General features: G+C 71.1%; 15 protein-coding genes. 4 read left to right on the forward strand and 11 right to left on the reverse strand.

The features are described from left to right. From NQ160_RS09710 to NQ160_RS09725, 4 genes are all read right to left on the reverse strand, one after another. On the reverse strand, positions 1-967 hold a 967-nt coding region (locus NQ160_RS09710; RefSeq protein WP_257515031.1), incomplete at its 3' end, for a YihY/virulence factor BrkB family protein. A gap of 111 nt (positions 968-1,078) precedes the next feature. Then, on the reverse strand, positions 1,079-1,585 hold the full coding sequence (locus NQ160_RS09715) for a prepilin peptidase (RefSeq protein ID WP_257515032.1): 507 nt from the start codon (positions 1,583-1,585) through the stop codon (positions 1,079-1,081). A 258-nt stretch (positions 1,586-1,843) separates the two neighbouring features. Next, the gene (locus tag NQ160_RS09720; RefSeq protein ID WP_257515034.1) at positions 1,844-2,839 is read right to left on the reverse strand and encodes an aldo/keto reductase; all 996 of its coding nucleotides are present in this window, start codon (positions 2,837-2,839) and stop codon (positions 1,844-1,846) included. Positions 2,840-2,893: 54 nt separating this feature from the next. Then, positions 2,894-3,310, reverse strand: coding sequence for a ribosomal maturation YjgA family protein (locus NQ160_RS09725; protein WP_257515035.1), 417 nt, complete (start codon positions 3,308-3,310; stop codon positions 2,894-2,896). Positions 3,311-3,377: 67 nt separating this feature from the next. Here NQ160_RS09725 and NQ160_RS09730 point away from each other — a divergent pair, with 67 nt between their 5' ends. After that, positions 3,378-4,172 carry an alpha/beta fold hydrolase gene (locus tag NQ160_RS09730; RefSeq protein ID WP_257515036.1) on the forward strand — a complete coding sequence of 265 codons (795 nt, stop codon included), beginning with the start codon at positions 3,378-3,380 and terminating at the stop codon, positions 4,170-4,172. Between the two features lie 34 nt (positions 4,173-4,206). Here the strand turns inward: NQ160_RS09730 and NQ160_RS09735 are convergent, their stop codons facing one another. Together NQ160_RS09735 and NQ160_RS09740 are read right to left on the reverse strand one after the other, a co-directional pair. Further along, positions 4,207-4,926: a M23 family metallopeptidase gene (locus NQ160_RS09735; RefSeq protein ID WP_257515037.1), complete on the reverse strand. Its 720-nt coding sequence runs from the start codon at positions 4,924-4,926 to the stop codon at positions 4,207-4,209. After that, entirely contained in the window at positions 4,923-5,729 is an 807-nt protein-coding gene (locus NQ160_RS09740) for an alpha/beta fold hydrolase (RefSeq protein ID WP_257515038.1), read from the reverse strand. The genes NQ160_RS09735 and NQ160_RS09740 overlap by 4 nt, the downstream gene beginning before the upstream one ends. Positions 5,730-5,852: 123 nt before the next feature. On the opposite strand from NQ160_RS09740, the gene NQ160_RS09745 reads away from it, so the two are divergent. Further along, positions 5,853-7,505, forward strand: coding sequence for an ABC1 kinase family protein (locus NQ160_RS09745; RefSeq protein ID WP_257515039.1), 1,653 nt, complete (start codon positions 5,853-5,855; stop codon positions 7,503-7,505). 30 nt (positions 7,506-7,535) lie between these two features. Then, positions 7,536-8,522 (forward strand): endo alpha-1,4 polygalactosaminidase, encoded by a 987-nt coding sequence (locus NQ160_RS09750; RefSeq protein ID WP_257515040.1) that lies wholly within the window; start codon positions 7,536-7,538, stop codon positions 8,520-8,522. Between the two features lie 31 nt (positions 8,523-8,553). Here NQ160_RS09750 and NQ160_RS09755 read toward each other — a convergent pair whose 3' ends face one another. The 5 genes from NQ160_RS09755 to NQ160_RS09775 all read right to left on the reverse strand — a co-directional run bounded on the left by NQ160_RS09755 (position 8,554) and on the right by NQ160_RS09775 (position 11,847). Beyond that, positions 8,554-8,850 (reverse strand): DUF1905 domain-containing protein, encoded by a 297-nt coding sequence (locus tag NQ160_RS09755; RefSeq protein WP_257515041.1) that lies wholly within the window; start codon positions 8,848-8,850, stop codon positions 8,554-8,556. 31 nt (positions 8,851-8,881) lie between these two features. Next, positions 8,882-9,703 (reverse strand): class II aldolase/adducin family protein, encoded by an 822-nt coding sequence (locus NQ160_RS09760; RefSeq protein WP_257515042.1) that lies wholly within the window; start codon positions 9,701-9,703, stop codon positions 8,882-8,884. Positions 9,704-9,831: 128 nt separating this feature from the next. Further along, positions 9,832-10,365: a flavodoxin family protein gene (locus NQ160_RS09765; protein ID WP_257515043.1), complete on the reverse strand. Its 534-nt coding sequence runs from the start codon at positions 10,363-10,365 to the stop codon at positions 9,832-9,834. A gap of 79 nt (positions 10,366-10,444) precedes the next feature. Then, complete coding sequence (locus NQ160_RS09770; RefSeq protein WP_257515045.1) at positions 10,445-11,197, reverse strand: CPBP family intramembrane glutamic endopeptidase; 753 nt, start codon at positions 11,195-11,197, stop codon at positions 10,445-10,447. A gap of 59 nt (positions 11,198-11,256) precedes the next feature. Next, complete coding sequence (locus NQ160_RS09775) at positions 11,257-11,847, reverse strand: isochorismatase family protein (RefSeq protein ID WP_257515046.1); 591 nt, start codon at positions 11,845-11,847, stop codon at positions 11,257-11,259. A 273-nt stretch (positions 11,848-12,120) separates the two neighbouring features. Between NQ160_RS09775 and NQ160_RS09780 the strand changes: the two genes are divergently transcribed. Continuing rightward, on the forward strand, positions 12,121-12,888 hold a 768-nt coding region (locus NQ160_RS09780), incomplete at its 3' end, for an alpha/beta fold hydrolase (protein ID WP_257515049.1).

Raw genomic sequence — 12,888 nt, forward strand, 5'->3', positions numbered from 1 at the left:
CCAGCTCACCGGAGGCGACCATGACGGCGTTCTCGGCGCGGCGGACGCGACGCTGCGTGAAGGTCTTCGCCCCGTATCGGGCGCGGACGCGGTCGGCCTCCTCCTCCACGCCGGTGACGATGTAGGCGCTCGCGATCAGCATCACCTGGGCCGACAGGTTGAACCACAGCAGCAGCGCGATGAGCGAGGCGAACGTCGCCAGCAGGGGGTTGGCCGAGGCGCCGCCGACGAACAGCCCGGACAGCACCTGCAGCACGGTCAGCCCGAAGCCGCCCAGCAGTGCGCCGCTCCACAGCGCCCTGGCGGAGGGGCGCAGCCCCGACAGCACCCGGAACGAGACGGCGACGATGACGGTGTCGAGAACGAAGACGACGACGATCGTGAGCACCCGGCCGCCGATCTCGAGCAGCGTCGACGACGAGGAGACACCGAGCCAGTCGGCGACGATCGCCAGTCCGGCAGTGCCGAGGAAGGTGATCGCAGCGGACGCCGCGAGCCCCAGCCCGATGCCGATCGCCAGGGCGAGGTTGCGCAGCAGCACCCACACGATCATGAGGTCTTCGGTGACCCGGTCAGCGATCATCCGCATGGCGGTGCGGAGCGTGCCGACCGCGCCGATGGCGGCGCCGATGAGACCGATGAGGGAGATCACGCCGGCGACGGTGAAGCCGGTGTTGACCGAGACCGATCGCGGATCCTCGATGATCCCCCCCTCCCCGACGATGCCGGGGATCGTGTTGTTCACGGCGGAGATCAGCGCATCGTAGGCGGCGGGGTTACCCGCCAACCAGAGCCCGGCCATCGAGAACCCGAGCAGCACGCCCGCGAAGACGCTGAACAGCGTGCGGTACGTGACACTGTCGGCCAGGACCGGGCCGCGGTGCTCGACGTAGAGCAGCAGGGCGCGCACGGGCTTCTTCGACAGCGCCCAGGCGATGACCTTCTGCACGGCGTTCGGTTCGCTCATGCCGTCACCCTAGCCGCGCGCCGCGGCGGCCCGCCGGACTTGACGCCGACCGGGCCGGCATGGAAGCGCGGGGTCCCGGCGGAGCGCGGGGCGCGTGCGGAAGGGTGCGGTTCAGGCGGCGACCGATGCCGCGAGGGCGAGCCACGCCCCGCCGAGCAGGTAAGGACCGAACGCGATGCGGGTGGTACGCGTGGCCCGCCCGGTGGCCAGCAGGAAGAGCGCGACCGCTCCCCCCAGGACGAATGCGGCGGCGGTGCCGATGAGCACCGCCGGCCACCCGGCGTGCCCGAGGACCATACCCACGACACCGGCGAGCTTCACGTCGCCGCCTCCCACGCCTCCACCCATCGCCCGCAGGGTGGCGTAGAGGAGGAACAGCACCCCGCCGCCGAGGAGGGCCGTGACCAGTGGCGCCCCGTCGCCGGCGGCGAGAGCGGCGAGCGCGAACAGCAGGAGGATCAGCGGGTACAGCGGAAGGACGAGGGCGTTCGGAAGCCGGTGGCGCCTCAGGTCGACCACGGTGAGCGCGACGGTCGCGGCGGCGAAGAGCGCGTAGGCGACTGCGAGGGGCGCGACCACGAGCGGCGCGGCTTCCCACATCACCCGGAGTCCCGACACGGCGCCAGCGTATGGCTTTGCGCCGGGGCTCCGCGGGCGTGATCCACAGGGGCGCTGGGCGGCGCGATCCACGCTGGAGGCGCGGTGCCATGCTGGGCGGCGCGGCAGCTCTCGCCCCGCGGCATCCTTCCGTTCAGGTTCGGTCGGCGCAAACGGCCCGCAACGCGTTGCGCAAGGGCCCTATGCGACCACAGAAGCCAGCGGCGCGCCGACCGGCGGGCCCGTAGGCACGCGGGCCGCACGCTCAGCGGCGCCGAGTCACCAGAGCGGGTGGATGTCCGCGCGCAGGTGACGGTCGTACACCGCGTGCACGGCGGCGTCGAACGCGTCGATGTCGAAGGCGCCCGGCTCGAGCAGGGCCGCGGCGGCCGCGTTCGAGGACGCCTGGCGCACATTGCGCGCGCCGGGGATGACGCTGGTGACACCCGGGCGGGATGCTACCCAGGCGAGCGATGCCGCCGGCAGCGACACGCCCTCGGGCAGTGCCGCCGTGAGATCGGCGACGGCCGCGAGCCCGGTGTCGTAGTCCACGCCCGAGAACGTCTCGCCGCGGTCGAACGCCTCGCCGTGACGGTTGTACGTGCGGTGGTCGTTCTCGGCGAAGGTGGTCGCGGCCGTGTACTTGCCGCTCAGCAGGCCCGAGGCCAGTGGCACGCGGGCGAAGATCGCGACGCCGGCATCCGCCGCCGCAGGCAGCACCTCATCCAGCGGCTTCAGCCGGAACGGGTTCACGATGATCTGCACGTTCGTGACGTTCGGGCGTGCGATCGCTGCGAGGGCCTGCGCGCAGGTCTCGACCGAGACGCCGTAGGCGGCGATGGTGCCGTCGGCGACGAGGGCATCCAGGGCGTCGTAGGTGGCATCCGCCTCGATGACCTCGGTGGGCGGGCAGTGCAGCTGCACGAGGTCCAGGGTCTCGACCCGCAGGTTCGCGCGGGACCGATCTGTCCACGCGCGGAAGTTCTCGGGGGTGTAGTTCTCGGGCTCCTGCGCCATGCGGCGCCCCATCTTGGTCGCGACCGTGATGCCGTGACCGGGCCGGTCGGCGAGGAACCCGCCGATGAGAGTCTCGCTGCGACCGTCGCCGTAGACGTCGGCGGTGTCGAAGAGGGTCACTCCCCCGTCGACGGATGCCGCCAGTACCTCCCGCGCATCGGATTCGTCGACGACGCCCCAGTCGGCGCCGAGCTGCCAGGTTCCGAGTCCGATCGCCGAGACGGACCGGCCGGTGCGACCGAGAGGACGCTGCTGCATGAGGGCTCCTTTTGACCTGTCCAGGATGCCACGCTGCGGCGCCGCCGGGTGCGGCTACCGCGCCGGAGCGCGGCGTGATAGCGGTCGACCTGCGGCCGCGGAAAGCGCGGTGTCGACGGCCACGGCCAGCGCGACCATGAGCAGGTAGACCAGCAGGTCCCTGACGTCGAAGACCGTGCCGAGCAGCAGCATCGCGGGTGGGAAGTCGGTGCCGAGGCGCTCGGGAAGGCCGGTCAGCTGGAGCAGTTCCACGGCGGTGCACCAGGCCGCCGCCGCCAGCCCGAGCGCCCACGGGCGGGCATGCGGCAAGAGCATCGCGAGCCCGAGGTAGGCGGCGAGCGCGTAGAGCGCGTCGCCCGCGATGTCGGATGCGGCGGTGTCGGGCGCCCAGCGGTGCACGGCGAGACCGGCGGCGATCGTCGCCGCGAGCAGGCCGGCAGCGAGCAGGCGACGGCGGGCGGGGCGCGGCATCCGGTCACTGTAGTGGGCCGAGGTGCGGACAGATGCCGCGGCGTGCGCGATGCGGAAGGATCGGGGTATGGATGCCGCACCCGCCGGACTGACACGCCTGCCCGCACCGCAATTCGTGATGACGGCCGAGGGCGACCGCCTCGCGACGTACACGTGGGGCGACGAGACCGCGCCGACCGTGCTGTGCGTGCACGGGTTCGGATCGAGCACCCGCGACAACTGGGTGGCCACCGGATGGGTGCGGGACCTGCTCGCGGCGGGGCTGCGGGTGCTCGCGGTGGATCAGCGGGGGCACGGGGCCAGCGACAAGCCGCACGCCCCGGGATCGTATGAGATGACAGGCCTGGTGACCGACCTCGTCACGGTGCTGGACACGTATCTGCTCGACTCCGTGCGCTACGTGGGGTACTCGCTCGGTGGTCGCGTCGGCTGGCAGGCGGCGGTGGACGTTCCGCACCGGATCGAGCGCGCGGTTCTCGGCGGCATCCCCGACGGCCGACCGCTGGCGCGCATGCAGATCGCCCAGGTGAAGGCGTACCTGGACGAGGGGCGTCCGGTCGAGGATGAGGTGACCCGCCGGTACATCTCGCTCGCGGAGCGAGTGTCCTCCAACGACCTGCGGGCCCTCGTCGCGCTCGCCGAGGGGATGCGGCTGGGCGACAGCGACCCCGACCCGGCGTCGCCGCCGACGCAGCCGGTGCTGTTCGCCACCGGGAGCGAGGATCCGATTCTGGAGGAGTCGCGGCGGCTGGCGTCCACGGCGCCGCAGGGCACGTTCGTGGAGATCCCGGGGCGGACCCACGTGAACGCGCCGGGTTCCCGTGACTTCCGTCAGGCCGGGGTCGCGTTCCTGCGTTCGTGACGCCCGCCGAATGAGTATTCGGCAAGCCGAGTACTCACTCGGGAACGGGGGCGACGATCGCGCTCTCTTCGGGCAGGCCGGCGACCACGTCGCGGATGCCGCCGCCCCTCGGATCCCACTGCCGGTACCACGCGAACGCGATGGGAAGGCCCCGCGCGACGCGGAGATCGCCGCTGTCCATGGCCTGCACGTGCACGTGCGGCTGGGTCGAATTGCCCGAGTTGCCGCACCGGGCGAGCTGCTCCCCCATGGCCACCTCGTCACCCGGCCGCACGCGCAGCGAGCCGGCCTGCAGGTGCACCAGCGCGACGAACGCCTGGCTCACCCGGTCACGCACGATCACATGGTTGCCCGCCACCGCCGCAGGTCCCTCCCGCAACCGAGCGGCCTGCCCCGCGACGTACGCCAGCAGCGCGAGCTGAGAGCGCCGCGCTTCATGGTCAGGTTCGCCGTCGTGCACGGTGACGACCACTCCGTCGACGGGCGCAAGAATCGACCTGCCGAAACCGACGAACCGCTCGGGCGGCTCGGTCGACAGAATGGTTCCCCATCCCCACTCCGCCGCGGTGCGCCCGCGCTCGTCGACCCCGGTGAAGTCGATCGCGTATCGCTGACCCAGCACATCCACGCCGTGACTCGGGACGCGCCGGGCCGGGCTGTTCTGCACCAGCCATCGCCCCTCGAACGGCAGCGCCAGCAGCACCGGCGAGCGGCCGGACGGCGAGCCCCGCCGCACCTCCGGCGCGCGACTCATGGCCCGTCCAGGAACGCCAGCACATCCCGGTGATAGCGCCGGTGCAGCGTGGTTCCCAGGTGCCCGACCCGGGGGTACACGATCGCCCAGCCGCCGGGAATGCGCGCGGCGGTGTCACGGAAGAGCTCCGGCGAGTAGAAGCGGTCGCGCTCCGCCCCGATGACAAGCGTCGGCACGGCGATCTCTGCCAACCGCTCCCCCACGTCGAAGTGGTCTTCGGCCTCGATGACCGCGAGCAGCTCGGCGCCGGCCTCGGCGAACGTGCTGGGCCCCATCAGCCACCCCGCCGCGCCGAACACGACCGCAGCGGGTGCGGATGCCGCGACCTCCGCCGCCATGATCGCGCCGGCACGCCGGGTGTGACCCGTGTGCACCGCGGCAGCGAGGCTTCGCTGCACCAGCCTGCCGTGGTCGCTCAGGCGATAGGCCGCGGAGGCGATGACCAGCCGGCGGACGAGATGCGGGTGATCCAGCGCCAGCTGCAGGGCGACACTGCCCCCGGTGGACACTCCCACCACGTCGACCGGCGCGGGCAGGTGAGACCGGATCGCCGCCGCTGCCCCGGCCGCAACCTGCGCCATCGCCACCGGGGCGACCAGTCCCTGCGACCACTGCAGCCACACCAGCTCCCGCCTGCGCGCGAACGGCGCGAGAAGGCGCTGCTGCAGGGCCAGCCCGGCACGCGACGGCAGGTGAGGGCTGCCCGAGAGGCCGGGGAGGTACACCAGCGGCGCACCGGACCCGAACCGCAGATAGGGGATGCCGGGTGGCCACTCCCCTCTCACGACCGACGTCTTCGTCATGGGGTGCGACCTCCTGGCGGCCGATGGCGGGACGACTGCCCACAGCATCGCCCCGGCGCCCCGCAGGCACAAGGACGTCCGCCGCCTCTTGTCGGTGCTCAGCGTGGTCGGGATGATGGGGCGATGCAGCCACCACCGCTGGGCAGGTATCAGGAGATCGCCGACACCCTCGCCCGCCACGGGCTCGGCTTCATCGCCGGCGAGCTCGGCATCACCCGGCTCCTCCCCTCGCGCCGGCGGGCCGCAGCCGGCACTCCGCCCGCGCCGCCGGCTGACGCGCCGACCCAGCTGCGCTTGGTTCTCGAGGACCTCGGCCCCACGTTCGTCAAGCTGGGTCAGCTGCTGTCGACGCGAACCGACCTGCTGCCGCCGGCCTACATCACCGAACTGTCGAAGCTGCAGGATGCCGGACCCGCGGTGCCCGCCGAGCAGATCCGGGAGACCGTCCACCAGGAGCTGGGCAGCGACCCGGAGGAACTCTTCGCGTCGTTCGATTGGACCCCGATGGCATCCGCCTCGATCGGTCAGGTGCACGCGGCGACCCTCGGCGACGGCACGCCCGTCGTGGTGAAGGTGCGCCGCCCCGAGGTGGTCCGGCAGGTGCAGGACGACCTCGAGATCATCAACACCCTCGCCGGGCGAGCGGCGAAGGTGTCGTCGCTGGCCCGCTCCTACAACATCACCGGCATCGCGAAGGAGTTCTCCGACACACTGCGCGCCGAGCTCGACTACCTGCGCGAGGCCCGCAATGCCGAGCGGTTCGCGCAGAACTTCGCCACACGCCGCGGGGTGATGATCCCTCGCGTGTTCTGGGAGACCACCACCTCCCGCGTGCTCACTCTCGAGCGCATGACCGGCATCAAGGTGAGTGATCGGCAAGCCCTGGATGCCGCAGGCATCGACCCCGGCGCGCTCGCCGCGGCGGGCGGAAAGATCGTGCTGACGATGATCTTCGAGGACCGGTTCTTCCACGCCGACCTGCATCCCGGCAATCTCTTCGTCCACCCCGACGGCACGCTCGCTTTCATCGACTTCGGCATGGTCGGCGAGCTCAGCGAGCAACTGGCCGAGCAGCTCGCCGATGTGTTCATCGGTGCGGGGACCCGCGACTCCGAAGCCCTCGCCAATGCACTGATCGAGCTGTCCGTCACACAGGGGTCGGGGGACCGGCGAGCCCTGCGCGCGAGCGTGGCGTCCTTCCTCTCGCAGCACTTCGACAAGCCCCTCGGCGACATCAACTTCACCCGCATGGTCACCGATCTGCTCCGCATCCTTCGCGAGAGCCACCTGCAGCTGCCGCACGAGATCTCCCTCGTGGTGCGCACGCTCGTCGTCATCGAGGGGGTGGGCGTGCAGCTCGATCCCGCCTTCGACCTGAACGCGGTGCTCACGCCCTACGCCCGCCGCCTCATCCGCCGTCGGCTGTCGTTCGAGGCCCTGTCCAAGCGCATGGGACGTGCGTCGATCGATGCCGGTGCGCTCATGCTCGAGTTGCCCACGCGTCTTCGCCGGCTGATCGAGTCGGTCGATGACAACGGCATCGAGGTCCATCTGCGCGCGACAGAGCTCGTCCCGCTCTTCGCCCGCGCCGAGCGCATCGGCAATCGCGTGGTCGCCGGCATCATCACTGCGGCGCTCATCACCAGCATCGGTCAGCTGATGGGCCGCGACGACCGCCTGCGCACGTGGCAGCGCGCCATCACCGGCGCCGTGCTCACCGCGTTCACGAGCCTGAGCGGCTACCTGCTGTGGACGTCCCGTCGGCAACGGGACTGACGGCGACCGGCCCGGGGCACAATGTCCCTTGTGCAGCCAAGACCGCGCGGTCCCTCCTCGGCGACGAAGCGCTGGGCCGCGGCTGCCGCACTCATCGGGCTGGGGGTCGCCGCCCTGATCGCTGTGGCCCTCGGGGTTTCCGGCGGCGTCCCATCGCCGGCGATCACCCCGACGGCACTCGCCGGCGGTGCCGCGCCGGCCATGCCGCCCGCGACCGGCGGGTTCTCGTACCAGCTGGGCGGAATCTACGCACCCGAGGACGGAGTGCGGGTGGTCAGCCGCGATCGCACGGCGCCCCCCGCCGGCGAGGAGTTCTACAACGTCTGCTACGTGAACCTGCTGCAGACCCAGCCGGACCCCTCGGACGGTGCGGCAACGAGCTATGGCACCACGCAGTGGTGGATCGACAACCACCCCGACCTGCTGCTGCGCGCCACCGACGGGGCGCTCGTCGTCGACGGCGAATGGAACGAGGCGCTCTTCGACGTGCGCACACCCGCCCAGCGCGAGCGGCTGCTCGACGTGCAACGCGAGTGGTTTCAGGGGTGCGCGGATGCCGGATACCAGGCGATCGAACCCGACAACCTCGACGCGGCCGGGCGCTCGGCCGGGCTGCTCTCTTTCGCGCAGACGCGCGAGTACCTGAAGCTCGTGGTGCCGACCGTGCACGATCTGGGCCTGGCGATCGCCCAGAAGAACGCGTCCGGTTCACCGGACGGATACGGACTCACCGGCCGCACGTTCGTGGACACGACCGACCCGGTGCAGGGATTCGACTTCGCGATCGCCGAGGAGTGCGCCGCGCACAGCGAGTGCGACGCCTACACCGACGTGTACGGAGCCCTCGTCTTCGAGATCGAGTACACCGACGCCGACCCGGTGCAGCAGCGCAACGGAGTGTCACGCACCGCGTTCGAGTGGATTTGCCACGACGACGGCCCCGAGCGCTCCATCATCCTGCGCGACCGCGGGCTGCAGCCGCAGGGGGCGCCGGGCCACGTGCACCGGGAGTGCTGAGCACCCAGGCATCGGCGGACGCTGCATGCCCTCACGCGTCGAGGACCTCTATGCGAACCGTCACCGGGCCGCCCTCGTGCAAGGACTCCGCCTCGCGCACAGCCCGCTTGAGCGGCAGCCAGTAGCGACCGGACGAGCTGGGGAAGATCGACGTGCGCCACGTCGTGCCGCCCACGGTCGCCTCGACCCGCACCGCGCCGAACCCGCGCGTGAAGGGGCCGGTCACCTCGCGGATGTCCTCGCTCAGCTCTTCCGGCACGTCGGTGAACAGCCATGTCTCGGGCCTGGCATCCCACCGGAACACCGTGGAGTCGAACTCGATGTGCACGCCCCCAGTCTCCACCCCGGGGGCGGACGCGTCATGAGACCCAGCGCGACGTCACGCCGAAGGCGTCGGCCACGGCACGGATCTCGTCCACGCTCAGCCCCTCGCCGTGGCCGCCTGCGGTGAGGTTCATGTACTCGTACTTCGCCCCGGTCTCGGCGTACTCCACCCGGTCCACGGCACGGGTGACCGACAGATCAGACCGGGCCATGACCCCGTGCTTGCTCCACAGCACGATCTCGTGCTCGCGCAGGCCCTGCACGTTGGCAGCCATGAGTTCGGCGGATCCCGGAACCATGAACTCCAGCACGCCGATGCCGTCGCGGAGGGCCACGATCGACTCCGGCTCCCACCGCAGGATGCGGCGGTTCATCGTCTCGGTGTCCCGATACGTCGGCACGTGGCTGAGGTAGGTCAGGTGCGGCGGCTGCGCGTGCACCACCGCATGGAAGTCCAGCCCACGCCGGCCGACCTGATCGTCATGCACGGCCAGATGCGAGTTGAACTCACTCGTGAGCGCGTCGAACTGGCGCTGCGGCGACGAGAGCATCTCGGCACTCACGCCGTCGGCATCCACGATCACCGCCGCGATGGCGGCGAGCGGGTTCTCGGCGATCTGGCGCAGGCGCCGGCCCGATCCGGTGACGAGCAGCGTGCGCCCTGCCAAGGCGGGCGCCGCCAGCGGCAGCTCGATGCGCTCGGACACCGGGAAGAGCTGACGAACGCGCGGAAGCTCGTCGAGGCAGATCGAGATGTTGCCGGCACCGGCCTCGCTCGCGTCGATCTCACAGATGCGGTGCCCGGCCGACCCCATGTTGGCGAGGTACTGCTCGATGGTCGGACGGTCGATGGCCATGGTCACTCCCTTGTCGCGATTCCGGTGAATCGTTTCAAGACTATCCGTGGTCTGACCACAGCTGCAACTCGCCCCCCGGCACCCCGATCGCCCCGGCATCCATCATCAACACGCCCTGCGGAGTTCCCCTATCGAGAGCCCCTCGATCCGCCGTCAGCGCCGGCGGATGCCGCGGCGGTCAGTTCCCGCCCCCAGCGTTTGGCGCGCTCCACCTCACCATCGAGCAACGGGCCCTCGTATCCGCGGACGCGGAAGGTCTCGGGCTTGGACGTCGTGTCGAATCCGAGTGAGCGCAGTTCCCGTCGCGCGACCTTGGCCGCAGAGCCCGGCAGACGCGGCTTGTCGACGCGGGTGTCGAAGACGGCGGCGGGAACGGGCGTGGACGGGGCGTCGAGTTGATCCAGCCACTCACGGATGCCGCGGCCCGGCGCGTGAGGCGCCGCGTGGGACTGCACGGCATCCGCGCGGGTCGCCGGGCGCGTCAGAGAGAAGGCGTGTGTCGGTCCCCCCACGACGACGAGATCGAACCCTTCGATCGAGGTGGGCGCAGAATCCGAATCCACGACGTGCACTGTGCCGCCGCGGTCACACCCCTCGGCCACAGCGCGCGCGATCTGCTCGGTGTTGCCCCACAGGGATTCGTAGACCACGAGGACATTCATGTCCGCTCCATTCGTCGGGCCGCACTTCGGTGACGTGTCGATGCGCGGTCGCGGGTTGACCATCGTCGGCTGGCGGGCATCACCGCACCGCATTCACGACAGGCACGACGACCGCAGGCCCGACCTCGGCGAGGCGGCTGCGGAGGAACAGGATGTACGGGATCATCACCACCGCGACCACGCCGACAGTGATCGCGTCGCCCAGCGCGGACTCAGCCGTGAGGGTGCCACTGAGGTTGAACAGGGCATGGAACGCGACCCCGGGAAGGATGCTCCCGGTCAGCACCACGCAGTAGGCCAGTGCGATGCCGATCAAGACCGCTCCGACGACCTGCAGCGCTTGCTCGGGCAGCGAGGAGCCGCGGAGGAGATTGACGACGTGCCCGAGGCCGAAGGTGACACCGGAGATGATGATGGCCTTCGTGACTCCTCCCTCTGCTCTCAGCGCTTGGAGCAGGAACCCGCGGAACAGTAGCTCCTCGACGAATCCGACGGCCACGACCAGCAGGATCGCGAACATCACGGTCTGCACGGTGAGGCCGGACGCGAACCCATTGCCGTACTGCACGAACGTGATCGCGAACAGCGGCACGTAGAAGAGGGTGAGTCGCAGCGTGCCGGGTTGCACTCGGCAGACGCCGTAGAAGGCGAGCCGCCGACCCGCCCGCAGGTAGACGAGCAGCACGACCGAGAGGGCGACGAGCACGATGCTGGTCATGCCCGGGAAGCCGAGCGACTCGCCGGCGGCGTCGCCGACGCTGACCGCGACGATGTAGATCGCGATCCAGAGGAGTGCGTGCAAGAGGGGTCTGGTGTCCTGAAGCTTGCGCATGTCGCGCCTCCGCGTAGACCGCTCGGGCGCGATCTACGGCCAGGCTATACCGGGGCGGATCAGGCCGATAGTGGCCGGGTCGCGACGTCGCGCACGCGTCGGGCGGTCGAGGTTATGGTGGCGAATTCGCGCCCACCCAGCACGCTCTCGGTCCGCCGCATCAGCTCGTCACCGGCGAGCGCGGCGTACCCCGGACCGGCCGGGATCGGCGAGGTGGTCGTGGCATCCGTCACGAACTCCACCGCGAACCCGAGGTCGCCCGCGATCCGCGCCGTGGTCTCGCAGCACTGCTCGGTGCGGATGCCGCACACGACGAGCCGGCGGATGCCGCGGGCCGCGAGCTGCGCCTGCAGGTTGGTGGAGGTGAAGGCGTTGACGGTGGTCTTGGTCACCTGGATCTCGCCGGGGCGCGGCTCGAGCTCGGCGACCACGCGGACGAACCCGGACTCGGGGTCGAACACTCCCCCAGTGCCCGGCTCGGCGTGCGTCACCCACGCGACGGTGTCACCGGCCGCGCGGGCGTGCCCGACGAGCAGGGCGATGTTGTCGAACACCTGCGGGTTCGCGGTGGCTGCCCAGTCATCGCGGCGCTGCCGGAAGGACTCCTGCGCGTCGATCACGAGCAGGGCGGTGTCGGAGGTCGGGCTCATGCCCTCATCCTGCCGGGGCGCGGCGCCGCCGGGAAAGGCGGCACGCGGTCACGGTGCGACGGGATCCGGCCACCCGCACGGGGTACGGCCGCCCCACGCGCCGGCCGGAATGAGGTGATCGACCGAAATGAGGGCAACCTCGGCCAGGACGCCCTCATTCGGGCAGATCCCCTCAGTTCGGCGCGGCGCGGCGCGGCGCCCCGCACCCGTACGCGGCCACTCGCGCCACGCAACCCCCTGGGCACGGGCCGCGCCCGGCAATGAAGATGAAGGATGCCGCCGACTCGCCTCAACGACTTCCGCCGCGGGAGCCTCCGCTTCGACGTCTCCGACACGGGACCGCTCGACGGCCCGATCGTGGTGCTGCTGCACGGATTCCCCGGGTCGCGCCGCACGTGGGACGCGGTGGCGCCCCTGCTGGCCACAGCGAGCGCCCGCGTGGTGTCCTTCGACCAGCGCGGATACTCCCCCGGCGCCCGGCCCCTCCGGCGTCGCGACTACCGCGCGGTCGACGTCGTCGGCGACGTGACCGCGCTGCTCGATGCCCTGGGCGTCGACCGCGTGCATCTCGTCGGCCACGACTGGGGCGGATTCGTCGCATGGCGCATGGCCGCGGCATCCCCGCACCGGCTCACCGGGGTGACGGTGCTATCCACCCCTCACCCCCGCGCGATGCTGCGCTCGCTGCTGTGGTCGGCACAGGGGCTGCGGTCGCTGTACATGGGGTTCTTCCAGCTGCCGTGGCTGCCCGAAGCGCTGCTGCGACCTCGGCTCGCCCAGCTGCTCGTCGCATCGGGGCTCCCCGCCGACCTGGCTCAGGAATACCAGCGATTCCTCTCGGGCCCGCAGGCGCTGCGCGGCGCGCTCAACTGGTACCGCGGCATGTGGCTGCCCGACCGGCGTCGGCGACGTGCCGCCCGGCACGCCGCCACCGTCGACACGACCTACATCTGGGGCAGCCGCGATCAGGCGCTCGGCCGGCGCGCGGCCGAGCTGACCCGGAACTACGTCGACGCCGGATACCGCTTCGTCGAGCTCGAC

This window comes from Microbacterium sp. zg.Y909, from assembly GCF_024626565.1.

Bases quoted from the DNA above. Each gene is read 5' to 3' on its own strand.
- NQ160_RS09720 (WP_257515034.1), bottom strand. From the start codon at position 2,839: ATGCAGCAGCGTCCTCTCGGTCGCACCGGCCGGTCCGTCTCGGCGATC.
- NQ160_RS09725 (WP_257515035.1), bottom strand. From the start codon at position 3,310: ATGCCGCGCCCCGCCCGCCGTCGCCTGCTCGCTGCCGGCCTGCTCGCG.
- NQ160_RS09730 (WP_257515036.1), top strand. From the start codon at position 3,378: ATGGATGCCGCACCCGCCGGACTGACACGCCTGCCCGCACCGCAATTC.
- NQ160_RS09735 (WP_257515037.1), bottom strand. From the start codon at position 4,926: ATGAGTCGCGCGCCGGAGGTGCGGCGGGGCTCGCCGTCCGGCCGCTCG.
- NQ160_RS09740 (WP_257515038.1), bottom strand. From the start codon at position 5,729: ATGACGAAGACGTCGGTCGTGAGAGGGGAGTGGCCACCCGGCATCCCC.
- NQ160_RS09745 (WP_257515039.1), top strand. From the start codon at position 5,853: ATGCAGCCACCACCGCTGGGCAGGTATCAGGAGATCGCCGACACCCTC.
- NQ160_RS09760 (WP_257515042.1), bottom strand. From the start codon at position 9,703: ATGGCCATCGACCGTCCGACCATCGAGCAGTACCTCGCCAACATGGGG.
- NQ160_RS09765 (WP_257515043.1), bottom strand. From the start codon at position 10,365: ATGAATGTCCTCGTGGTCTACGAATCCCTGTGGGGCAACACCGAGCAG.
- NQ160_RS09770 (WP_257515045.1), bottom strand. From the start codon at position 11,197: ATGCGCAAGCTTCAGGACACCAGACCCCTCTTGCACGCACTCCTCTGG.
- NQ160_RS09775 (WP_257515046.1), bottom strand. From the start codon at position 11,847: ATGAGCCCGACCTCCGACACCGCCCTGCTCGTGATCGACGCGCAGGAG.